The organism is Aeromonas sp. 2HA2, assembly GCF_029237345.1.
GTDB lineage: Bacteria > Pseudomonadota > Gammaproteobacteria > Enterobacterales > Aeromonadaceae > Aeromonas > Aeromonas salmonicida.
The window spans coordinates 59,742-83,101 of the sequence record NZ_JAACGB010000007.1; the positions used below are offsets into that span (position 1 = coordinate 59,742).

General features: G+C 58.9%; 21 protein-coding genes and 1 other annotated feature. Of the genes, 13 read left to right on the plus strand and 8 right to left on the minus strand.

The features are described 5' to 3' along the window. Positions 1–65: 65 nt before the first annotated feature. The 4 genes from hisB to hisG form a co-directional block, all read right to left on the minus strand. Complete coding sequence (hisB, locus tag GWQ29_RS11165; RefSeq protein ID WP_275919443.1) at positions 66–1,190, minus strand: bifunctional histidinol-phosphatase/imidazoleglycerol-phosphate dehydratase HisB; 1,125 nt, start codon at positions 1,188–1,190, stop codon at positions 66–68. Between the two features lie 11 nt (positions 1,191–1,201). Next, complete coding sequence (gene hisC / locus GWQ29_RS11170; protein ID WP_265422035.1) at positions 1,202–2,269, minus strand: histidinol-phosphate transaminase; 1,068 nt, start codon at positions 2,267–2,269, stop codon at positions 1,202–1,204. Between the two features lie 109 nt (positions 2,270–2,378). Continuing rightward, entirely contained in the window at positions 2,379–3,677 is a 1,299-nt protein-coding gene (gene hisD / locus GWQ29_RS11175; protein ID WP_275919444.1) for a histidinol dehydrogenase, read from the minus strand. 12 nt (positions 3,678–3,689) lie between these two features. Beyond that, positions 3,690–4,586 (minus strand): ATP phosphoribosyltransferase, encoded by an 897-nt coding sequence (gene hisG / locus GWQ29_RS11180; RefSeq protein WP_005311391.1) that lies wholly within the window; start codon positions 4,584–4,586, stop codon positions 3,690–3,692. 29 nt (positions 4,587–4,615) lie between these two features. Continuing rightward, positions 4,616–4,740, minus strand: a sequence feature (His leader region). 186 nt (positions 4,741–4,926) lie between these two features. Here hisG and GWQ29_RS11185 point away from each other — a divergent pair. From GWQ29_RS11185 to rnd, 7 genes are all read left to right on the plus strand, one after another. Continuing rightward, entirely contained in the window at positions 4,927–5,169 is a 243-nt protein-coding gene (locus GWQ29_RS11185; RefSeq protein ID WP_021139335.1) for a hypothetical protein, read from the plus strand. Positions 5,170–5,236: 67 nt separating this feature from the next. Beyond that, entirely contained in the window at positions 5,237–7,147 is a 1,911-nt protein-coding gene (locus GWQ29_RS11190) for an ATP-dependent DNA helicase (RefSeq protein WP_005311395.1), read from the plus strand. A 132-nt stretch (positions 7,148–7,279) separates the two neighbouring features. Beyond that, entirely contained in the window at positions 7,280–7,993 is a 714-nt protein-coding gene (gene tsaB, locus GWQ29_RS11195; RefSeq protein WP_275919445.1) for a tRNA (adenosine(37)-N6)-threonylcarbamoyltransferase complex dimerization subunit type 1 TsaB, read from the plus strand. A gap of 92 nt (positions 7,994–8,085) precedes the next feature. Continuing rightward, positions 8,086–8,601: a Slp family lipoprotein gene (locus GWQ29_RS11200; protein WP_059167822.1), complete on the plus strand. Its 516-nt coding sequence runs from the start codon at positions 8,086–8,088 to the stop codon at positions 8,599–8,601. Between the two features lie 8 nt (positions 8,602–8,609). After that, positions 8,610–9,476: an alpha/beta hydrolase gene (locus GWQ29_RS11205; protein ID WP_275919446.1), complete on the plus strand. Its 867-nt coding sequence runs from the start codon at positions 8,610–8,612 to the stop codon at positions 9,474–9,476. Between the two features lie 197 nt (positions 9,477–9,673). Further along, a complete protein-coding gene (gene fadD, locus GWQ29_RS11210; protein ID WP_275919498.1) occupies positions 9,674–11,350 on the plus strand; it encodes a long-chain-fatty-acid--CoA ligase FadD in 1,677 nt (558 codons plus the stop codon). A gap of 81 nt (positions 11,351–11,431) precedes the next feature. Further along, complete coding sequence (rnd, locus tag GWQ29_RS11215) at positions 11,432–12,544, plus strand: ribonuclease D (RefSeq protein ID WP_042467386.1); 1,113 nt, start codon at positions 11,432–11,434, stop codon at positions 12,542–12,544. Between the two features lie 49 nt (positions 12,545–12,593). Here the strand turns inward: rnd and GWQ29_RS11220 are convergent, their stop codons facing one another. The 3 genes from GWQ29_RS11220 to dusC form a co-directional block, all read right to left on the minus strand. After that, complete coding sequence (locus tag GWQ29_RS11220; RefSeq protein WP_275919447.1) at positions 12,594–13,352, minus strand: transporter substrate-binding domain-containing protein; 759 nt, start codon at positions 13,350–13,352, stop codon at positions 12,594–12,596. A 94-nt stretch (positions 13,353–13,446) separates the two neighbouring features. Continuing rightward, positions 13,447–13,815 (minus strand): TraR/DksA C4-type zinc finger protein, encoded by a 369-nt coding sequence (locus GWQ29_RS11225; RefSeq protein WP_021139343.1) that lies wholly within the window; start codon positions 13,813–13,815, stop codon positions 13,447–13,449. Positions 13,816–13,912: 97 nt separating this feature from the next. Continuing rightward, a complete protein-coding gene (gene dusC / locus GWQ29_RS11230) occupies positions 13,913–14,857 on the minus strand; it encodes a tRNA dihydrouridine(16) synthase DusC (protein ID WP_059167819.1) in 945 nt (314 codons plus the stop codon). A gap of 287 nt (positions 14,858–15,144) precedes the next feature. On the opposite strand from dusC, the gene GWQ29_RS11235 reads away from it, so the two are divergent. From GWQ29_RS11235 to GWQ29_RS11250, 4 genes are all read left to right on the plus strand, one after another. After that, positions 15,145–15,522, plus strand: a complete 378-nt coding sequence (locus tag GWQ29_RS11235; RefSeq protein ID WP_005311418.1) for a YbaN family protein — start codon at positions 15,145–15,147, stop codon at positions 15,520–15,522. A 130-nt stretch (positions 15,523–15,652) separates the two neighbouring features. Then, positions 15,653–16,198: an adenine phosphoribosyltransferase gene (gene apt, locus GWQ29_RS11240; protein WP_005311419.1), complete on the plus strand. Its 546-nt coding sequence runs from the start codon at positions 15,653–15,655 to the stop codon at positions 16,196–16,198. A 179-nt stretch (positions 16,199–16,377) separates the two neighbouring features. After that, positions 16,378–18,975 (plus strand): DNA polymerase III subunit gamma/tau, encoded by a 2,598-nt coding sequence (gene dnaX / locus GWQ29_RS11245; protein WP_275919448.1) that lies wholly within the window; start codon positions 16,378–16,380, stop codon positions 18,973–18,975. Between the two features lie 127 nt (positions 18,976–19,102). After that, the gene (locus GWQ29_RS11250; RefSeq protein WP_011898717.1) at positions 19,103–19,432 is read left to right on the plus strand and encodes a YbaB/EbfC family nucleoid-associated protein; all 330 of its coding nucleotides are present in this window, start codon (positions 19,103–19,105) and stop codon (positions 19,430–19,432) included. A gap of 315 nt (positions 19,433–19,747) precedes the next feature. Here the strand turns inward: GWQ29_RS11250 and GWQ29_RS11255 are convergent, their stop codons facing one another. Beyond that, on the minus strand, positions 19,748–21,070 hold the full coding sequence (locus GWQ29_RS11255) for a YjiH family protein (protein ID WP_271770792.1): 1,323 nt from the start codon (positions 21,068–21,070) through the stop codon (positions 19,748–19,750). Positions 21,071–21,635: 565 nt separating this feature from the next. On the opposite strand from GWQ29_RS11255, the gene GWQ29_RS11260 reads away from it, so the two are divergent. Continuing rightward, complete coding sequence (locus tag GWQ29_RS11260; protein WP_034523647.1) at positions 21,636–22,706, plus strand: LuxR C-terminal-related transcriptional regulator; 1,071 nt, start codon at positions 21,636–21,638, stop codon at positions 22,704–22,706. Between the two features lie 84 nt (positions 22,707–22,790). Beyond that, the gene (locus GWQ29_RS11265) at positions 22,791–23,213 is read left to right on the plus strand and encodes a CBS domain-containing protein (protein ID WP_005311439.1); all 423 of its coding nucleotides are present in this window, start codon (positions 22,791–22,793) and stop codon (positions 23,211–23,213) included. The last annotated feature ends 147 nt before the right edge of the window (positions 23,214–23,360 follow it).

Below are 23,360 nucleotides of genomic sequence, written 5' to 3' on the forward strand. Positions count from 1 at the left end.
GATTGGCGAGATTTTCACCATCACGGCTGTGCCGATAATGACCCGCTTCTGTTTGCTCATATCCATCACAATACCCCTTTGCTGGAGGGGAGCTCGCTCCCTTCCACCCGGATGGCCTGACGCAGGGCGCGGCCAAAGCCCTTGAACAGTGCTTCCACCTGGTGGTGGGTGTTGCCGCTGCCCACCTTCATCTGCAGGGTGATGGCCATGGCATCCGACAAGGAGCGGAAGAAGTGGGGCACCATTTCGGTTGCCATTTCGCCCACGCTGTCGCGGCCAAAGCCGCTCGGGCAGTCAAACACGAAGTAGGGGCGACCGCTGAGATCCAGAGCCGTACTCACTTCCTGCTCGGTGAGGGGACGTGCGTCGATCACGGCCTGCACCTCGTCCATCGCCAGCACGAAGCCGAAACGGCCTATGCCGCGCTTGTTGCCAAGGGCCTGGCGCATGGCCTGACCCAGCGCCAGTCCCACATCTTCCACCGTGTGGTGATCGTCGATGTGCAGATCACCGCTGACGTTCAGCTTGAGCCTGAAACCTGCGTGGGTCGCTATCTGATCCAGCATGTGATCAAAAAAGCCGATGCCGGTGGCGACCTGGTTGCCGCCACTCTTGTTTGTGGCAGAAGGGTCCAAATCAACGGCTACCTTGATGCGGGTCTCCTTGGTGTAGCGCTCCACTTCGGCCACGCGCCCCTTGGATAGCAGCTGATCACGAATGGTGAGCCAGTTGTGATCCTGCGGGTGGTAGCGAATGCCACCAATGCCCATGTTCTCGGCAAGCTGCAGATCGGTCTGGCGATCGCCAATCACGAAGGAGTTGGCAAAGTCGATGCGACCCGAGGCGAGATACTCCTTCACCAGCCCGAGGTGGGGTTTGCGGCAGCTGCAGCCGTCAGTGGGGAAGTGCGGGCAGATCAGCACCTGCTCCCAGCTGACCCCTTGGGATTCAAAGAGATGCATCATCAGGTCGTGAGGGGGCTGGAAGTTCTCCAGCGGCAGGCTGGCGGTGCCCAGTCCATCCTGGTTGGTCACCATCACCAGCACGTAACCGGCAGCCTGCAGCTCGCGCAGTACTGGTATCACCATGGGCTCGAAGCGCAGCTTGGCGAGGCTGTCCACCTGCTTGTCGGTCACCGGCTCCTCGATCAGGGTGCCGTCGCGGTCGATAAACAAAAACGGGGTCTTCATAAATTACATCCTTATAAACTGACGGGCTGATCACGCAGGACTGCAAGCACGGCGTCCATTTCGTTCTGATAGCCGATGGTAATGCGAATGCTGTTCTCAAGGCCCGGTTTGGTGGAGAAATCCCGCAATATGATGCCGGCAGCTTTCATGGCGGCAAACACGGCGGTGCTGTCAACGAAGCGCACCAGTATGAAGTTGCCCTTGTCCTCGAATACTTCTCTCACACAAGGCAGCGCTGTCAGTGCTGTCTTGATAAGCGCCTTCTGCTTGTTGAGCTCGGCGACCCGCTCCTGCATCAGCTCCAGCCCCATGGGGGAGAGCGCCTGCGCCGCTATCTGGGCGATGGGATCCGGGATGGGATAGGGGGCGATCACCTTGGCCAGCATGGAGATGACCTCAGGGCTTGCCAGCGTAAAGCCGCAGCGGATCCCGGCCAGGGCAAAGGCCTTGGAGAGGGTACGAGTCACCACCAGATTGGGGAAGCGGGCCAGCAAGTCCACCACGGACGCCTTGGGGCAAAATTCGATGTAGGCCTCGTCCACCACGATAATGGCGCGATTGCGTGCTTTCTCCAGCAGGGCGATAAGGCCGTCTCGGCCCACCAGATCCCCTGTGGGGTTGTTGGGGGAGCAGAGGAACACCAGCTTCACATCAGACAGGCGGTCAGCGATGGCGGGCCAGTCCGGCTGACGACAGGCGGTAAGCGGCTGTTCGACTATGCCCACGCCACAGGTCTCGGCACTGATGGCGTACATGCCGTAGGTAGGCGGGCAGATGAGGATCTGATCTTCCCCCGCTTCGCAGAAGGTGCGGATCAGAAGTTCGATGGCCTCGTCGGCTCCACGGCTGACCAGCACCTGGTCGGGGTTGACCCCCGCATAGGCGGCGTAGCCGTTGACTACCTCGGCCGGTTGGCATTCTGGATAGCGGTTGAGACGATTTCCCTCGATGGTGAAGGGATAGGCCTGCGGCGCCTCGTTGGCGTTGAGCCAGACATGGCCCTTGCCGCCGATGCGGCGAGCGGATTGATAGGGGGTGAGGGCCCGCACCACGCGGCGTGCCAGATTGGCGATGCTCATGACAAATCCTTCTGCTGTGCGTTTTGCTGTGACTCAATGGCTAAGGCGTTCAACCTGAGGGTGACGGCGTTATTGATGGGGGCATCGAGCCCCCTTGGTGCGGTGTTATTCATGTCCGCTCCTTTTGCAGTGCATTCAATCTCAGCGTCACGGCATTTTTGTGTCCATCGAGCCCCTCGGCCTGTGCGATGCGCTGGACTATGGGGCCGAGCCCCTGGATGCCCTCGACGCTAAGTTCCTGCACAGTGTAGCGGCGCTGGTAATCGGCCAGCCCCAGGCTCGAGCAGGTACGGGCATAGCCGTAGGTGGGCAGGGTGTGGTTGGTGCCGCTGGCATAATCCCCCACCGACTCCGGCGTCCATTGGCCCAGAAAGATGGAACCGGCGTTCTCGAGCTGGTCCAGCAGCTCGCGGGGCGCTTGGGTCTGCACGATCAGGTGCTCCGGGGCGTAGGCATTGGAGATGGCGCAGGCCTCATCCAGCGTGTCGCAAAGGATCACCAGGCTTGAACCCAGCGCCTTGGCGGCGATCTCGCGGCGGCTGAGTTGGGCCAACTGGCGCTTGATCTCGCCCGCAATAGCATCGGCCAGCAGCGGCGATGTGGTGACCAGCACTACCTGGCTGTCGGGGCCGTGCTCGGCCTGAGAAAGTAAATCTGCCGCCACGAAGGCGGGATTGGCGCTCTCGTCGGCAATCACAAGCACCTCGGAGGGGCCGGCGGGCATATCGATGGCGGCGCCGCACCAGTCGCGGGAAACCTGCCCCTTGGCCTCGGTCACGTAGGCGTTGCCCGGGCCGAAGATCTTGTCCACCTTGGGAATGCTCTCTGTGCCATAAGCCATGGCGGCGATTGCCTGCGCGCCGCCGATGGCGAATACCTTCTCGACCCCGCAGGCGCGGGCGGCAAACAGTATCTCGTCGCTTGCGGGGGACGGGGTGCAGAGCACCACTTCACGGCAACCGGCTAGGCCTGCCGGAATGGCCAGCATCATGACGGTGGAGGGGAGCGGCGCGCTGCCCCCAGGCACATAGAGACCGACCCGGCTGATGGGTTGGGTGCGCAGCTCGCACACCACACCGGGCTGGGTCTCTACCCGCACCACGGGCTGTACTTGCGCCGCATGGAAGGTGCGAATATTGGCAATGGCAGCCTTGATGGCGTCTTTGATGTCGTTATCCAGACGCTCGCAGGCGGCCTCGATTTCGGCTTCGCTGACCCGCAGTTGTTCACGGGGGGCGCGCTCGAAGCGCAGGCTCAGCTCGCGCAGGGCCTCGTCGCCACGGCTGCGGACGGCTGCGATGATCTCCTTTACCACTGCGCCGATATCGGCCTCGTCATTGAGGGCAGGGCGGGTCAGCACGTCGGCCTGCTGGGCAGGGGAGAGGGTTTTCCAGATCAGGGTCTGCATGATGTCCCTTCCTTATTCCATCATTTTTTCGATGGGCAGCACCAGAATGGAGCTGGCGCCGAGGGCCTTGAGCTGCTCCATGGTCTCCCAGAACAGGGTCTCGCTGGAAACGACGTGCAGGGCCACCTGATTGGTGTCACCGGCCAGCTGCATGATGGTGGGGCGCTCGGCGCCCGGCAGCAGATCCGTGATGGCATCGAGCTTGTCTTTCGGGGCGTGCAGCATGATGTACTTGCTCTCGCGGGCCTGCTGCATCCCCTGGATGCGGGGCAGCAACTTGTCGATGAGCTTCTGTTTGGCCTCATTCAAGGGGTTGGGGGCTTGCACCAGCACCGCCTTGGAGCGGTAGATCACTTCCACCTCTTTGAGGCCGTTGGCTTCCAGGGTGGCACCGGTGGAGACCAGATCGCAGATGGCATCGGCCAGACCCGCGCGCGGCGCCACTTCCACCGAGCCGCCCAGCATGACGCTCTTGAAATTGAGCCCTTTCTCGTCGAAGAAGCGTTTGAGCAGACCCGGGTAAGAGGTGGCGATGCGTTTGCCTGCCAGACTTTCGGGCCCTGTGTAGGCCACATCGTCCGGTACCGCCAGCGACAGGCGGCAACCCCCAAAATCGAGCTGCTTGAGGGTTTTCACTTGCGCAGGCAGTCCCTGGGAAGCGCGAATGAGCTGCGCTTCCTCCAGCACGTTTTCACCTATGATGCCAAGGTCGACTACCCCTTCCATCACCAGACCGGGGATGTCGTCATCACGCACCCGCAGTATGTCGATGGGCATGTTTTCCACATGGGCGATGAGACGCTGCTCCCGCAGGTTTATCTTGAGGCCGCAGCTCTTGAACAGGGCTTGGGAATCCTGGCTCAGACGACCGGACTTTTGCATGGCGATACGCAGGCGTTGTGTTTCCATTTGCTCGATTTCCTTCTAGTCAAAAACGAAAAAACCCTCGGAAGTATGTGCTTCCGAGGGTTTATGAATCTTGCGGTCCTTTTGGAAGTCACCAGTTAAGTGTCTTCCAGCAGTCAACCTCCTGAAAGACTAGTCGGGATGATGATGGTGGTGATGAGTCTTCAGCAGGGTGAACTTCATGTAATCAATCCTTTACAAAGAAGATGTCGTAGTTGACGCCCGATTTAAACTACCTTCCTTGACAGAAAAAGCAACCCGAAATTGTGATTTCATCGATTAAAGTGAAGAAAACGGTTTTCTGGTCGATAACTAGACAAGATGCCCCAGAGGAGTCGAGACCATGCCAAGCCAGGACCTGTTATTCCCCATTTTGCCCAGAGCGCCTGCTGCCCCGAATCCTGACGACATCAAGCGGGAAGTGACCCAGATCAGCAAGAAACACCAGTTGCGCAAGACCAGCACGGACAACGGCGAATCCCAGCAACGCCAGCAAGCCTATCCCAATGCCAAGCGTGATCAGCCAAAGGTTGAAGAGGATGATCACAAGCCGGACCCCGACCATCAGATCGATCTCTTCGTCTGAACGCATTATCAGTCCCGCTTTCGCCACGCTTTTGGCATAATGCCCGCTTTTGCAGCGGGACGCCCCTTTGACCATCCAGACCCTGTTCAAGCCAGATGGCCCTCTGGCCAGCCACATCGACGGCTTTGTTGCCCGCGCCCCGCAACTGGCCATGGCCGAGGCTGTTTCCAGCGCGATCAAGAGTGGCGGCCGTCTGCTGGTGGAGGCGGGCACGGGCACCGGCAAGACCTACGCCTATCTGGTGCCAGCGCTGGAATCCGGCAAGCGGGTGGTGATCAGCACCGGATCCAAGAACCTGCAAGAGCAACTCTTCTACCGGGATCTCCCGACCATCACAGGCGCGCTCTCCTACACCCCACCAGTGGCCCTGCTCAAGGGGCGCAGCAACTATCTGTGCATAGAGCGGATGAACCGGCTCTTGAGCGAATCCCATCTGCAAAAGCCTGACATCCTCAATGATCTGGTCAAGGTCAAATCCTGGTCTACCGCCACCGACAATGGCGATGTGGGGGATATTCCGGGATTGCAGGAGAATGCCGAGATCCTCGCCCACGTCACCAGCACCAACGACAACTGCCTCGGTCGCGACTGCCCCTATTACGACGACTGCCATCTGGTGGTGGCCCGCCGCCGCGCCATGGATGCCCAGGTAGTGGTGATCAATCATCACCTCTTCTTCGCCGATATGGCGGTGAAAGACACCGGATTTGGCGAGCTGGTGCCCGAAGCACAGGTGTATGTGTTCGACGAGGCGCACCAGCTGCCGGAGATCGCCACCAACTACTTCGGCAAGTCGGTGGGCAGCCGCACCATCCAGGATCTGGCGCAGGATATCCAGCTGGCCTATCGGGCCGAGGCGCACGATATGGGGCAGCTTGGCAAGGCGGCGGACCGGCTCTCCATCGCCAGTCAGGACTTGCGTCTCGCCTTCGGGGTGGATGGCGGGCGCGGCAATACCCGCGACATGTTGCGCCATCCGCTCTGGGCCCAGGCGCTGGCACGTCTCAATGATGCCCTCGGGCTCTGTTACGAGGTGCTTAAACTGGCGCTGGGGCGTGGTGAGCAGCTGGATCATGCCTTCGAGCGGATCTGCGAACTGCGCACCCGCTTGGGGGAGGTGTTGGCCATCAACCAGACCGGTTTCTCCTACTGGTATGACTGCTCGCGGCTTCACTTTTCCCTCAATATCACCCCGCTGTCGGTGGCCGAGCGGTTTGGCGCCGAGGTGCTGCGGCCCGAGGTGGCCTGGATCTTTACCTCTGCCACCCTGACGGTGGATATGCGCTTCGATCACTTCAAAGCCGAGCTGGGACTGGCCGGCAGCGCCGAACTTATTCTCGACAGCCCGTTTGACTACGCCGAGCAGGCGCGGCTGTGCGTGCCCCGTTTTCTGCCCGAGCCCAATGCCTTCGGGCGGGGCGAACAGCTGGCCCAGTTGATGATCCCCCTTATCAACAAGACGCCGGGGGGCTGTTTTTTCCTTTGCACCAGTCATCAGGTGATGCGTCAGGTGGCAGAGGTGCTGCGCCGTGAAATTGGCCGCACCGTCTTGCTGCAGGGGGAGGATAACAAGCAGCGACTGCTCAAGGAGTTCGTGGAGAATGGCCGCGCCGTGCTGGTGGCCACCAGCAGTTTCTGGGAAGGGATAGACGTGCGGGGGGCTGCTCTGTCGTGTGTTATCATCGACAAGCTGCCGTTTGCAAGTCCGGATGATCCCTTGCTCAAGGCGCGGGTCGATGACTGCAAGCTCAAAGGGGGCGATCCCTTCGCCGATATACAGCTGCCCAAGGCGGTGATTGCCTTGAAACAGGGGGTCGGGCGGCTCATTCGTGATCGCAGTGATCACGGCGTACTGGTCATCTGTGATCCACGCATGGTCAACAAACCCTACGGCGCCACCTTTATCAAGAGTTTGCCAGCTATTCCCCGTACGCGGGCGTTGGGGACGCTGGGTAACTTCTTCGATCGCTGTGAGTGAGCCTGCCGGTGCGCCTTCTTCAGCCAGCCCTGAACGGATTGCGCTGAAAAAATACACTGATTTGAACAGCCAGTGAGTTCGTCCTGGACTTGCCGGTTATGTAATTGACTGATGTTATAGAGATTGGAAAGCATGAACGAGTTGAAGATCCTGGCCGTTGATACCGCCACCGAAGCCTGCTCTGCCGCCTTGCTGGTGGGTGACACGCTGTTCTCCCGCTGGGAAGAGGCGCCGCGGGATCACACCCGTAAAATTTTGCCCATGGTTCAGGCTGTGTTGGACGATGCCGGGATAGCCTTGGGCGAGCTTGATGCCATCGCCTTCGGCCGTGGCCCGGGTTCCTTTACCGGCGTGCGGATCGGGATCAGTGTGGCCCAGGGGCTGGCGTTCGGCGTTGGCGTGCCGCTCATTGGCATCTCCACACTGGCTGCCATGGCGCAGGGTGCTCGCCGGCTGGAGGGCGCCGAGCGGGTGTTGACCGCCATCGATGCGCGCATGGGGGAGGTTTACTTCGGTCAGTACGAGCTGAAGGATGGCCGCATGCAGCTGGTGGGTGACGAAGTGGTGAGTGATCCGGTCACTCTGGTGGCTGACCGTACGCTGGCACATGGCAAGCTGACTGGCAGTTGGAGCCGGGTTGGCACAGGTTTTGAAACTTATGGCGAAGCCCTTGCTGATCTTGCTGCAGAACTGGCGGTGAGCCAGGTGCGCTTCCCGGCCGCGGTTGACATGCTGCCGTTGGCACGCGCCGCCTGGCTGGCGGGGGAGGCGGTGCCGGTGGAGCAGGCCACGCCCGTCTATTTGCGAGACAAGGTGACCTGGAAAAAACTGCCGGGCCGCGAATAACGGCGAAGAGCCGTGGCATTGATGGTGCTCTTGCTGCATACCAACAGGGCTGGTAACGCGCCCGGTATCTGTATCCCAAAAAGGAGAGTGACATGATCAAGCGTGCGATGGTGATAGGGTTGGCAGGCTTGCTGCTCGGTGCGTGCAGCTCGGTACCCAAGGAGCTGGCGTATGAGCCCGCAAACCAGCTGGTGGCTTATCAGCCCGGCTTGGTTGGTCAGGAAGGCAAGCCTGCCCGCTGGAGCGGGGTCATTTCGGCGGTACACAACAAGGCGGATCAGAGCGTCGTCGAGGTGGTCTATCTGCCGCTCAAGTCCAACGGCGTGCCAGAGCAGACCGAGCAGAGCCCGGGCCGATTTCTGGCCATCATGAAGGGATTTGTCGATCCGACTCTGTATGCCAAGGGACGCAGCCTGACGGTGCTGGGTACCATAGACAAACCGGTAGACAGCCAGATTGGCGAGCACAAGTATCGCTTCTCCGTGCTCAATGCCAACTCCAGCAAGCTGTGGCCGCCGGTGAAGGAGGTGGAGATCCGCTACATGGACCCTTACTTCTACGACCCCTTCTATGATCCCTTCTGGCCGAGACGGCCGCTGCGCCGCTAAGGTTGCTCATGACTGTCACCATGCAGGAGAACATGGTCACCCTGGCCGATGGTCGGCGGGTGGCCTTGCTTGAGAACGAACAACCGGCCCCTGATCAGCAGGGCAAGCCGCTGCTGATCGCGCTGCACGGCTGGCTCGACAACGGCGCCAGTTTTCTGCCTCTGGCACCCTATCTGGCAGATTTTCATCTGGTCTGTGTCGATCTGCCGGGTCATGGTCATTCAGATCACAAGGCTACCCCTTATGTTTTTGTCGACTGGCTCGATGATCTCTACCAGATCACTCAGGCCACCGGCTGGTCCCGTTTTATCCTGCTCGGTCACTCCCTCGGTGCCCTGATCGCTTCTGCTTATGCCGGTGTCTTTCCCGAGCAGGTTGAGCGACTTATCATGCTGGAGGGGCTAGGACCACTGACCCAGCCCGATGACACAGTGCCGGAGCAACTGCGTAAAGCGATCTTGAATCGCAGCCGTACTTGCGAGCGAGCCCCCAATGGGTTCGCCTCCATCGACGAAGCGGTAATGGCCCGTTGCAAGGTGGCGGATATAGCCCCATCGGCCGCCCGCCTTATCTGCGAACGGCAGCTGGTTGAACGGGCAGGGCGCTGGTATTGGCGCAGCGATCCCCGCCTGCGGGATCTCTCGCCGATGCGCATGAGCGAAGGCCAGGCCCAGGCGCTGATCCGTGCCATCCGTTGTCCTGTGCTCTTTATCCGGGGTGAGCAGGGCTTTGTCAGTCTGCTGGCGCAGTGGCAGCTGCGTCATGGTGCATTCGAGCGGATAGAAAGGGTCGTTTTGGCGGGAAACCACCATTTTCATATGGAAAATTCGGCCGATACCGCCGTTTGTATCGAAAAATTTTGTCAAATTCGTTAGAATCACCGGCTTTGAATCATTCCAGGTTTGTCTTCCTCCTCACATTTTCTGTTGTTAATTTGCTGTTAATTGATGTTGCCCTATGTAAGTATGTGCGGCATTAGAGCATGAGCTTAAAACAACCAATTGAAATGGATGTGAACAGGGACGGAGGCAACACAGTGAGCGCACAGGTGCTAGTTATGCAGGAGAAGTTCGTGGAAAAAGTCTGGCTGAAGCGTTATCCGGAAGGGGTCCCCGCCGAGATCAATCCAGACCAATACAGCTCCCTGGTCGAAATGTTTGAAGAGTCGGTGACCGAGTTCGCCGATCAACCAGCCTTCGTCAACATGGGGCAGACCATCACCTACCGCCGGCTGGAAGAGCAGTCCCGCGCCTTTGCCGCCTACCTGCAAAATGACCTCAAGCTCAGTCAGGGTGATCGGGTAGCGGTCATGATGCCGAACCTGCTGCAATATCCCATTGCCGTGTTCGGCATACTGCGCGCCGGCATGATAGTGGTGAACGTCAACCCCCTCTATACCCCCCGTGAGCTGGAACATCAGCTCAAGGACTCCGGCGCCAAGGCCATTGTCATCGTCTCCAACTTTGCCCATACATTGGAAAAAGTGGTCTACGACACCCCGATCAAGCATGTCATCCTGACCCGCATGGGTGACAACCTGGGGCTGGCCAAGGGCACGCTCGTCAACTTCGTGGTGAAATACGTCAAGAAGCTGGTGCCAAAATACAATCTGCCCCATGCCAGCACCATGCGCCAGGCCCTCGCCAAGGGTCGCTATCTGCAATACATCAAGCCCGAGATCACCAACGACGATCTCGCCTTCCTGCAGTACACAGGTGGCACCACTGGTCTCTCCAAGGGCGCCATGCTGACCCACCGCAACATGATTGCCAACGTCGAGCAGTGTCTTGGCGTCTACGGCCCCATGCTGGAGCGTGGCAAGGAGTTTGTGGTCACGGCGCTGCCGCTCTACCACGTCTTCGCCCTCACAGTGAACTGTCTGCTGTTCATGCGCATGGGCGGGTACAACCTGCTTATCAGCAACCCGCGCGACATACCGGGCTTTGTCAAAGAGATCAGAAAATACCCCTTCACCTGCATCACGGGGGTCAACACCCTGTTCAATGCCCTGGTCAACAACGGCGAGTTCCAGTCGATGGATTTCAGCAAGCTCAAGTTGACCATAGGGGGTGGCATGGCGGTGCAACGGGCGGTTGCTGAACAATGGAAGGGGCTGACCGATACCCCGCTGCTGGAAGGTTATGGGCTGACCGAGTGCTCCCCTCTGGTGAGCGTCTGCCCCTACGATCTGCTCGATTACAACGGCTCCATCGGTCTGCCGGTCTGCTCTACCGATATCCGGCTGGTGGATGACGCAGGTCAGGTGATCACCGAGCTCGGCAAGCCGGGCGAGATGCAGGTGCGCGGCCCGCAAGTGATGGTGGGCTACTGGCAGCGACCGGAAGCCACCGCCGAGGTGATGCAGGATGGCTGGCTCTGTACCGGTGATATCGCCGTGTGCGACGAGCAGGGTTTTTTCAAGATTGTTGATCGCAAGAAGGACATGATCCTGGTCTCGGGTTTCAACGTCTATCCGAACGAGATCGAAGACGTGGTGGCGCTCCATCCCAAGGTGCTGGAAGTGGCCGCCGTTGGTGTGCCGCACAAGGTATCCGGCGAGCTGGTGAAGATCTTCGTGGTCAAGAAAGATGCAAAGTTGCAGGAGGACGAGATAATTACCCACTGCCGCACACATCTGACTGCCTATAAGGTGCCGAAACTGGTAGAATTTCGCGACGAACTTCCCAAGACCAATGTGGGCAAGATCCTGCGGCGCGTGCTGCGCGACGAGGAAATTGCCAAGCAATAACGGGCGATCCGCTGCTGTCATGCAAAACCGTGGGTCATTCCACGGTTTTTTCTTTTGGCCCTGATCAACGCGCAGGCAACGATGCACTATCAACTTATCACTCAGCAAGCCGAACTGGAGCAGTATCTCGCCTCCCTGGCCGACGTTCCCCTGGCCATCGATACAGAATTCGTTCGTACCCGCACCTATTACCCCCAGCTGGGTCTGTTCCAGATCTATGATGGTGAGCATCTGGCGTTGCTGGATCCACTCACCCTGGATCTCGCCCCCCTTTGGCAACGGCTCGGTCGGGCAGGGCAGATCGCCATACTGCACGCTTCCGGCGAAGACCTTGAGCTGATCCAGCATGAAGCCGGTCACCTGCCCAATCAGATGCACGACACCCAGCTGGCAACGGCCTTCCTGGGCTATGGTGTCTCTGTGGGTTTTGGTGCGCTGGCCAAGGAGTTTCTCGGGGTGGATCTGGTCAAGGATCAGGCGCGTACCGACTGGCTTGCTCGCCCGCTCACCGAACGTCAACTCGAATACGCAGCCGCCGATGTGCTCTACCTGATGCCCCTCTACGAGAAGGTGATGGCCAAACTGCACGAAAGCGGCAAATTTGCCTGGTTCGAGCAGGAGTGCCAGAACCACTCGGCTCGCAAGACCCAGGGTAGCGATCCCTATCAAGCCTATCTCGACATTATCAACGCCTGGCAACTGGGGCGCCGCGAACTTGCCATACTGCGCGAGCTGGCTGCCTGGCGTCAGCAGGAAGCGGTGCGCCGGGATCTGGCTCTCAACTTCGTGGTCAAGGAGCTGCACCTGTTCAAGGTGGCTGAGCGTCGTCCGGCCTCCCTGCGCGACCTCAACGAATTGGGTCTGGCCCCCATCGAAATCAAGATCCATGGCAAGCGGATGCTGGACATAGTGGCCCAGGCCCAGCGCAGCGAGCCGGATAGCTGGCCCGAGCCGATCCGCCGACTGGTGGATTATCCCCAGTACAAGGCTGAACTCAAGCGCATCAAGGGGATGGTGGAAGAGAAGGCCAAGGCCTGCAATATTCCGCCTGAACTGGTGGCGAGCAAGAAGATCATTCACCAGTACTTCACCTGGAGCTGGCGCATGAGCGATGAAGAGCGCGCCCGAAGCGACAAGCCCATGTTGCTGCAAGGGTGGCGTCATGAGCTGGTGGGTCATTTGCTGGCCCAATAACAGATACCAAAAGAGAGATGGGCCGCTGGGCCCATTTTTTATATCTGCCTCAGTGCAGCGGGTAGTGATAACGGGCAAGGATTTGGGCGTATTGCGGGCTTTGCATCAGCGCCCGTATGGCCTCATCAAGGCGCTGCAACTGCGGCTCTGTGGTAGTGCGGCGATTTAGCATCAAATGCACGGGGTTTTGCTGGATATCGAGCAAGGTGGTCAGTTTATCGAGGCATATGCCCGCGAGGGCCAGTTCCTGCATGCCCATGGGATCCATGACCACCCCCTGAATGCGCCCCGCCAGTAGCAGCTTGATCAATTGCTCCATCCGCAATCTGACGATCAGACGGTCCGTCACCTGGGGGGCCTGCATGAAGGTGCGAAAATCCGCCCCATAATCAAAGTCGCGCAGCACGCCTATGGTGAATTGGGTGAGGGGCAGCAGCTCGGATAGCTGGTCGACCCCTTGCCAGCGTGCTTTGTCCTGGTGTCGGATGATCAGCACTGTGCTTTCATGGCGATAGGGGATGGAGAAGCGGGCAAACTGTTCCCGCTGAACTGTCTTGTTGGCCGTCATCGTCATCTGGAGGGAGCCGAACTCGAGCTCGCGCAGGGTCCGGGCCCAGGGCATTTCGATGTAGCGGGCCTCGAAGTCGGCCCGGTTGAAGATGGCCTCCAGCAGTTCTATGTCCAGCCCCTGCAACTGCTGTTGTTCATCGCGAAAGCTGAACGGGTGCCAGCTTGACCAGCCCACGCTCAGTGACTCCTGTGCCCAGGCGGTGAAACACAAACACCATAACAACAAGACTCTGTACACGGAAACATCCCTGTTCAGCACGGTTGTTGTTGATTATTGGATAGAAGCGACAGCCTGACCAGCCGGGAAGAGAGGATGCACGAATGTGCATCCCTTAGAGTTCGTGAGCGTGGAACCCCTTGTCATAACGGGTTTCGCAGCGCGGACAGCGCTGCAGGGTCGGATCCTGCTCGAGTTGCTCGATGGAGAGCGGCTCCTCGCAATCGGAGCAAAGACCATAAAGGCCCAGATCCATTTGACAGAGAGCCGCATCGATCCGCTTGAGGCTCGCCACACTCTGCTCCACCTTGGGCAAATCGAGACGACTGGTCAGGTCAACCAGCTGATCCCGCTCGCAGTGATCCACTTTTTCCGCCCACTCGTCACGCCGGCAGGCTTTGAGCTGATCGATCAGCTCTCCTCTTACTTGCGCCCAGTCAGCCAGCAGGCGTTCACGCCACACGGCCAACCGGGCTTGCGTCATTTCACACACACTAGCCCCCAACAGACGAATTACAAATCCAGGGCAGTATAGGGAAGCGACAGGATTATCAAGATGATATGCGTCAAGTAAAGGACGGTTAGATCACAGTTTTCGTGGCTTGCAACAGGGCCTCGCGAATGGGATCCGTCTCCTTGAATAGGCGGATATCACGAAACAACAGGTCGGCTTGCGGGTATTCCCGCTTGAGGTAGCTGAACCACTGTTTGATGCGGCTGGGATAGTAATCCGCCTTCTCGCTCGCCAGATCCTGCTCCGTGTAGCTCACCATCAGCTGCAACACTGCTGCCCAGCTCATGTGAGCGCAGCCGGTCTTCATCACGTTGGCCAGATTGGGGAGGGAGATGGCGCCCCGGCCCACCATGAGGGCGTCGCAACCGGAGACACTGGCGCAGGTCAGGGCATCCTGGTGATCCCAGATCTCGCCATTGGCGGTGACGGGGATGGGCAGGGCGCGGCGGATGGCGTCCACATACTCCCAATGAGCCGGCGCCTTGTAGCCTTCGCGCTTGGTGCGGGCATGTACCGCCAGCTCGTTGGCGCCAGCCTGATAGACAGCCTGAGCATTCTCCAGGTAGAGATCCTTGTCATCGTAACCGAGACGGATCTTGGCACTGACCGGCAGATGAGCGGGCACCGCCTCACGCACCGCCTTGACGATGCGGTAGACGGCCTCGGGCTCCTTGAGCAAGACGGCGCCCCCCTTGCTCTTGTTCACTGTGGGGGCAGGGCAGCCAAAGTTGAGATCGACCCCCGGTGAACCGAGCTCGATGGCACGCACAGCATTTTCTGCCAGCCATTCAGGGTGCTGCCCCAGCAGTTGTACTCGCACAGGTGTGCCGGCGCGGGTCTTGCCGCCCTGCTTGAGTTCGGGCGCGATCCGATAAAACACCTTGGCAGGCAGCAGCTGATCGACCACACGGATAAATTCGCTCACGCAGAGGTCGTAGTCGTTGACGGAGGTGAGGACCTCCCGCATCAGGTGATCCAGCACCCCCTGCATGGGGGCCAAAATAACGCGCATAGCTGCTTCCGAAGACAAGGGGAGAAAAAAGAGCGCAGATTGTAGTGGCAATGGCCGGCGTTGTCAGCCGTCGGCCCACACGTCGGGATGAATCAGCCACCTAGCGCAAGGGGATGAACATGATAACGCGCATAACCGGTTCCGAAGGCAAGGGATTGCAGAGATGATAGCCGTTGGCAGCTTCATGGAGGCTGATGAGCCGCAGATTGCTGTGGAGATAGCCGACGTTGTCGGCTTTTGGGCCAATTCTGTTAGGCTAAGCAGAGGTGCATTGTAAAGGAGCAGCCATGAAACGTTGGTGTCTGATGGGGTTGGGCTGGCTGGCCTTCGTGACCGGCATTGTCGGGATAGTGCTGCCACTGCTGCCAACCACTCCCTTCATGTTGCTGGCGGCGGCGCTGTTTGCCCGTTCTTCTCCCCGCTTTCACCGCTGGTTGCTGGCTCACCCCTGGTTCGGGCCGCCCATCGTCGACTGGCAGCTGCACCGCGGCATTCGCCGTCATGCCCGCCGCCGCGCTGTCGTCTTTATCCTGCTCTCTTTCTCTGTGTCCCTGGCGGTGGTGCCTCTGCTCTGGGTCAGATTGCTGCTCATTGCCATAATGGTGATCCTGCTCACCTGGTTAATACGTTTGCCAGTACTGGAGCCAGTTGCAATGGAGAAGTGAAGTCCCTAAGCTATTGCGGCAATAATGCTATGGAGTCGGCCTGTCATGTTGCGTGATGGGCCTTTTTATTTCCCGCTGGCGGGAAGATGAGATAAACGGCCATCTGGGTCGAAAAACAAACGGTCAAACCATGAATCCGGAAACCCTGAAATTTATCGAAGCGAGCATCAAGACCATTCCCGACTATCCGAAGCCGGGCATTCTGTTTCGTGACATCACCAGCCTGATAGAGAATGCGGAGGCCTTCAAGGCCACCATCGATCTGCTGGCCGAGCATTATCGTGATCAAGGGATCACCAAGATCGTCGGTACGGAAGCCCGCGGCTTCATCTTCGGTGCACCGGTCGCCTTCGCCATGGGCTTGGGGTTTGTGCCTGTGCGCAAGCCTGGCAAACTGCCCCGCGCCGTGATTGAAGAGTCCTATGCCCTCGAGTACGGCACCGACACCCTGCAACTGCACACCGATGCCATAGTGCCGGGTGACAAGGTGCTGGTGGTTGACGATCTGCTGGCGACCGGCGGTACCGTCGATGCGACCGTCAAGCTTATCCGCCGTGCCGGTGGTGAGGTGGCCGATGCGGCCTTCATCATCTCACTGCCGTCCCTGGGTGGTGACGCCCGCCTGACTGCCGCCGGCATCAAGGTCGTCTCACTGGTCGAACTGGCCGGCGAATAATCCCCCAGTATGCAAAGCAGGCCTCGTCAGCTTGTTGCGTGTCTCGAAACCGGTGCCCGTCCGGGCATCGGTTTGAAATTCAAGCGATCCCTCCCGACCTCGCCGATAGCCGATACAGCCCAACATCCATTTGTGTTAGCATTCTGCCTCAATGCCTTGTTATCCCTGCATCGAGATTTATGAGCTATCAGGTTCTGGCGCGTAAATGGCGCCCCCATACGTTTGAACAAGTGGTAGGCCAGCATCATGTGCTGACCGCCTTGACCAACGCCCTGGATCAGGGGAGGTTGCATCATGCCTATCTGCTCAGCGGTACCCGAGGGGTCGGCAAGACCACCATAGCCCGCATTCTGGCCAAGAGTCTCAATTGCGAGCAGGGGATCAGCAGTCACCCGTGCGGCGTATGCGATACCTGCCGCGAGATTGATCAGGGCAACTTTGTCGATCTGCTGGAGATTGACGCCGCCTCCCGCACCAAGGTGGAAGATACCCGCGAGCTGCTCGATAACGTGCAGTACCGCCCGGCCCGTGGCCGCTTCAAGGTGTATCTCATCGATGAGGTACACATGTTGTCGCGTCACAGCTTCAACGCCCTGCTCAAAACCCTGGAAGAGCCGCCTCCCTATGTGAAGTTTCTGCTGGCCACCACGGATCCGCAGAAGCTGCCCATTACCATTCTCTCCCGTTGCTTGCAGTTTCATCTCAAGAGTCTGGATCAGACCCAAATTGCCAAGCAGCTGGAGTGGGTACTGGATCAGGAAGCTCAACCGTTCGAACCGCGTGCCCTGCTGGCCCTGGCCAAGGCGGCCGATGGCAGCATGCGCGATGCCCTGAGTCTGACCGATCAGGCGCTGGCCCATGGCAATGGCAGCGTGCGCCTTGAAAGCGTGCTGGCCATGTTGGGCACCCTGGACCATCGTCACCTGCACCAGTTGCTGGAGGCGATACTGCGCCAGGATGCTGCGGCCACCATGGCCAAAATCACTGAAATCGCTACCCTGGGCCCCGATTTTGATCAGCTCCATGCCGAGCTGGAAGGTCTCCTGCACCGCATTGCCATGGCACAGCTGTTGCCTGCCACAGTGCAGGAGCAGGGGGCCGATGCCGAGTCTCTGCTGCAACTTGCCCAGGCCATGAGCCCGGAAGAGGTGCAGCTTTGTTACCAAATCGTGCTGGGGGGACGAAAAGATCTGCCTTGGGCACCGGACGGTCGCACCTCGCTGGAGATGACGTGCTTGCGCATGCTGGCTTTCTCCCCGCGTCGTGAGGCCGTGCATCCTGCCAATCTCACGGTTCTGCCACCCTCCATGGCGGGAGGGATGGGAGCCGCGCCGGCCCAGCTGGGAAAGTCCCGCGGGGCTGACTCCGCCCCGACGCTGGCCACTGCGATTGTGGCTCCCCCTGCTGCCCCCGGATCCGTGTCGGTAGAACATACCGCCACCCAGATGGTGCCCCTTGTTGCGCATGCCGTGCTCGAGACGGATGAGCAGGAGATGGCCAGCGATGCGCTGAGCGCGCCGCTCTTTGTCGAACAGGACGAGTTGCTGCGCGAAGCGCAGCAGATGGGCTACGAGGCGCAGCCTGTCATGGATGCGCCGAGCACCCCGATCAGCACCGTTGTGGCTGCCGATGAGGCGATGCAGCACCTTCCTTCAGACATGGCAGTGGCAGCTGAGCAACCCACCGAGGTGCCGACTGAGACAGCCGCCGAGTCGGTGGTTGAGCCTGAAGCCGCACCGTCTGCCGCGTCCAGCATGCAGAGCCTGCTGGGCAAGCGCAATCTGCTGCGCAGTCGATTGCGCAGCGAGCCTGCGACAGCCCAGGCCCCGCGTGTTGCACCCATCAAACCGGTGGCTGCGCCCGAGGGGCGCCCTGTCGCTCAGCCAGCCGTCACACCACCATCAGCTCCCTGGCAAGGGGCGGCTGTGGCGCCTGTCCATCATTCAGCCCCTGTGACGGCATATGACGAATTGCCGCCGCTGGATGCGTATGATGAGGGGGGCAGCGACTATGAAGAGTATCTGAATCAAGGCTTTGGCGAGTCTGCTGCCAGTGCGTCAATGGCGAATGTGGCACAGACGGCGGCTTCGGGAGCCAGTGCCGTGCCTGCCTATGATCAGGCAGCCCTGGCTCAGGCGCCCACCAGGGCTCGCCCCAACCCCGATGATCTGCCACCCTGGGATCTGGACGGTACGCCGGCCGCGAGGGCGCAGGTAGCGCCTGCCGTGTCCAGCACCGCCCCCGTGATGCCCCAAGCGGTTGCTACCAGCGAGCCAGCGCCCATGGTTGCCTCCGTGATGGAGACCATCGACTGGGATGAGCTGGAGAGCGACAACCAACCCGAGGAGGGGGAAGAGGTCGCCAGACTGATCCCGTCTTCCTTGCTGGTCAATTGCGGCGATCCCTGGGCTGAGTTGATTGCCCGTACCGGTGTCGGTGGCCGGCTGCGTCAGCTTGCGATCAACTCTGTTATGACCCGGCAGGGAGACAAGGTGTTGTTGACCCTGAAACCTGAACAGCGTCATCTGGTCAGCGACAGGGCCCGTGCCGATCTGGCCGAGATCATAGGCCCCGAGCTTGGCCAAGCCGTGCAGGTGGAGGTGACACTGGGGACTGTGCCAGATCAGGAAACCCCCCTTGAGATCGAGCATCGCCTCTATCTGGGGGTGCGCGAGCAGGTGAGCCGGGATCTGGAGCAGGATCCCAATGTGCAATTTCTCAGACAAAGGTTTGGCGCCGTGCTCCACCAGGAGAGCATAGAACCGCTGAGCAGTTGAATACGATTCGTTAAAACCCATGCCGGGCCCAGTGCCCGGTTGAAAAGGGGTTTGCCTGTCCCCATTTAGGACAGAACAAGCCCACAGCCCGGCGCTGGATGCCGGATTTCAAGACGAGAGACGACATATGTTTGGTAAAGGTGGAATGGGGAACCTGATGAAACAGGCCCAACAGATGCAAGAGCGCATGCAAAAGATGCAAGAGCAGCTTGCCGAGATGGAAGTAGTCGGCGAAGCCGGTGCTGGTATGGTCAAGGTCACCATGGCTGGCAGTCACAGCGTGCGTCGCATCGAGATCGATCAGAGCCTGATGGAAGATGACAAAGAGATGATCGAAGATCTGGTTGCTGCCGCCGTCAACGATGCCGTACGTCGTGTGGAAGAGCAGAGCAAGAGCAAGATGGGCGAGCTGACCGGTGGCATGCAACTGCCCCCAGGCATGAAGCTGCCCTTCTAAGGATGCTGACGTAAATCCAATGCGTCGATAGGGGGGCGGGCTCAGGGCCAGATCGGTCTGATGCTCCTTGCGATGTGGCGCAGAGTGAGTGTTTCATTCGTTCCTCATCTGGCATCGCAAGCCCTATCAAGCGTGACCAAGACGCAGCTGATACAGGGATCTGTGTCAGCTGCGTTTTTTATGGCGCTTTTTCCGATTAAGCGCCCCGGTACCGGGCTGGTGTAATGGCAGCCCCGAAACCAATAAGGCGCCCTCGGGCGCCTTATTGGTTTGTGCACGCGCTTGCGCGTCATCACTGGGGTGTTGCCACCTTGCTTAACTCAGCCAGCCTGCTGCCATGGCAAGCTTGCCGCACAGTGCGGCAAGCACTATGCCAAGCAAGGTGCGTAGCAGCCAGATCACCACCAGCTGGCCCACACTCACCGGGATCCGGGTGGCCAGGATGCAGGGTATGGAGGCGGAGAAGAAGAGAACCGAGCTGACCGATACCACTGCGGTGACATAGCGCACCAGCAGGTCGGCATCTTTGAGCAAAATGGCGGGCAAGAACATCTCTGCCAGCCCGGCTGAAAGTGCCCTGGCAGTTTCCAGCGGTTCGCCCAGTTCCAGCAGCCAGGTGAGCGGCCACAGCAGCCAGCCCAGCAGGTCGAACAGCGGGGTATGTTGTGCCAGCAACAGACCGAGCAAACCGACCGACAATATGGTGGGCACCACGGCAGCCGCCATCAGCAGGCCATCCTTGAGGTTGTCCTGCAACTGGCGCAGTACGGGTTGCGCCATGCTGGATTGGATCAACCCAGATGCCAGTGCGGCTTGCCAGCGGTTCTTGCCGGCGGGCAATGGTTCGTCGGTTTCCCCATGATGGGCCATGTTGGAGATGGGGGGCACGCGCGCCAGGATGGCGGTGATGACAAAGGTGATCACCAGGGTGGACCAGAAATAGAAGTTCCAGTGTTCCATCAGGTTGAGGGTCTTGGCCACTATGATCATGAACGCGGCCGATACGGTGGAGAACCCGGTCGCAATGATGACGGCTTCGCGCACAGTGTATTTACCCGCGAGAAAGACCCGGTTGGTGATGAGCAGTCCCACCGAATAGCTGCCGACGAAAGAGGCGACCGCATCAATGGCAGAGTGCCCCGGCGTGCGCCACAGCGGCCGCATCACGGGCTGCATCAGTACGCCTATCAGCTCCAGCAGACCGAAGCCGAGCAAGAAAGTAAGGGCCATGGCACCAATGGGCACGATAAGACCGACCGACATGGCCAGCTTGTCAAACAGGAAGGGCAGACGATCCGGCGTCATCAGCCAGGCTGGCCCCAGATTGGCAACATACATGAGTGCCAGTACCAGGCCGATCAGCTTGAACAGGCTCAGAAGCCGGTCGATGGGACGGGCGCGCCAGCGACCATCCAGCAAGGGGGTGATGGCACCATAGCCAATCAGCAACAGGATCAACCCCACCGCCAGTGGGCGCTGCGCTATCAGAAAACCGGCCAGGTGGTCCACCATGATGGTGCTGCGGCCTGCCAGTTCAAAGGGGATGAAGAAGATGGCGATACCAAACAGGCTGGCTAGCAGCAGCTTGATCCCCGCCGCTGATCTGGTGGGCGCTATCAATGCATTTTCCGGTTCCATACACTCTCCTTGTGGTTGATACCTGTCCGATATCCATCTAACGAATTGTATATACAATACCCGTCTGCGCTCACAAATAAAACACAAAATTAACCATTGAGAAACAAGCTCAACTTGAGTCTTTTATGAGGGGACCCAGACAATTAACGGCTTGCCCGGCTCTTTGGGATGAGGGTTTTTGGTTCAGGCGCCAGCACGATGGAATAGATAACCTGTGGCTTGTCTGCGTAGACCCGGTATCGCAGCGCCGCGGGTTGCAGGGTGTCGCGCTTTTATCCGGGCTGGACCCGCTGTCATGGCAAAAGGGATAAAATGTGAGGCTTGTCGGGTAATCAGGATGTCACAGAGACAGGAATCTTTAGACCGACAAAAAAATCCATAGCGACAAAAAGCATAAAAAACATTAACTTGGATTTTAAATTTTCGCTTTCGCTCACCCTTATGTCGTTTCATCATTACTATTTACGGAACAGTTATAAAACCTTTGTTCATTTGACTACTTTTCGCGTTTCTCATTGCAGAGTAAGATGCCTCCTCAATAAAAATAAGAATTAGGAGTTCGGGTGTGAAGGCATTAGTAAAGGAAAGGGTATCGCCCTATATAAGCCAGTTATATGAGTGCGGTATTAATGATTCTGACATTAAGTTGGTGGTGGATCAGTTCCGCACCGATGTGTCGGGGAGTTCCTCGCTATTTTTGTTACGGGATGATGACAAAAGCGACGGGATAAAACTCTTCTCAAGCGGCCTGACCGAGGCTCAGCAGCAGTTCTATGTGCAACACCATCGTCAGGATGTGTGGTTCAATCATTATCTGGACAAGGGCTGCCAGGGCATAGTCAATGCCACCACCCTGTCCAATTCGGCAGGATTGCTGGCCAGCTTCGGCGCCCAGTTTGCGGCGGGTGGCGTCTGCCGGGTGAAGGGGCGGGGCCTTAGCAGCCTGTGTACCTATCGTGGTGCCAGCCAGGATGATTTCAGTGCTCAGGATATCTCCTCACTGGGAGAGGTTTATTCCGGCCTGGCTGCCTGGAGCCACCATTATTGGAATCTGCTGGCTCTGGAGACCCAGAACTACCAGCTGCAGCAGTTGGTTAAAAATCATAATAAGCCCAGTGCCATCGTCGATGACAAAGGCCATATCCATTATTCCAATGTGGCCTTCAACCGTATCTCAGATGAAAATGTGGAGCTGCGGGCCATCAATGGTATCTTCTCGCTGCAAAATAAGGAGCAGCAACGCCAGTTCAAAGAGATATTGAATGGCTTTGCTTACCTGTTGCCGGGAGCGAGCGCTTATATGTCCATTCCCCGTCAGGCCAATTTAAGGCCCTTGCTGATCCAGTGCACCCTGATGAGCGGCCTCAGCCGGTTTGAGCGCTATGTGGAAGTGGTGCTGCGTGATCCCGAACACTCATTCAATCCCGATATCGAGGCACTGGCGAGCCTTTACCCCCTCACCATCGGCGAGAAAGAGTTGTTGGTGCTGATGAGCAAGGGTTATAGCAGCAACGACATCGCTGAGCTGCGCGGTGTCAAGGTGGAAACAGTCCGCTCGACCCTCAAAGGGGTCTTCAAGAAAACCGACTGCCACAGCCAGAACGAGTTGCTGTTGCTGCTGCAATCCATCTCCTGATATTGGGCGAGCTATGCTTGGTGTGGGTCGGACATAGTGTCTGACTTGCGCCTCCCGCCCGGGAGGCTGGTTGGGGGAAGCACAATGGAATCACTAAAAGCAAAGGATTACATGCAGCACCGGCCCATCACGTTCAGCGCTGACATGATGGTGCAATCTGCGGTGGAAAAGTTTCTCAATAGCCGCCAGCTCGGTGGCCCCGTAGTGGATGCACTGGGTCATCTCATTGGTTGGGTGTCCGAGCAGGACTGTATTGCCGTCATGCTCAAAGAGGCCTATCACTGCGAGCAGGTGGCTCAGGTCAAGAATGTGATGCGCAATGAGGTGCTGGCCGTCGGGCCTGATACCAGCATTCTGGAGCTGGCCGAGATGATGATGGGGCAAAAGCCCAAGATCTATCCGGTGGTGGAGGAGGGGCGCCTGCTCGGGGTGATCAGCCGTCACGATGTGATGCAGGCGATCCATGCCCAGCTGGGTACCTGCTTCGTGCACAAGGCCCGGGTCTGATCGGGTTGAGTGGAAGACGTCATCAGGAGCAGGCCGGGTGCCTGCTCTTTTTATTCAGGCACTCTCTTCATACCGGATGTATTCCGGCTTTCATCGCTACCCCAATCGCTTTAAGGCTTGCACCGCTCCCCCCCGCTCTTTAGGATC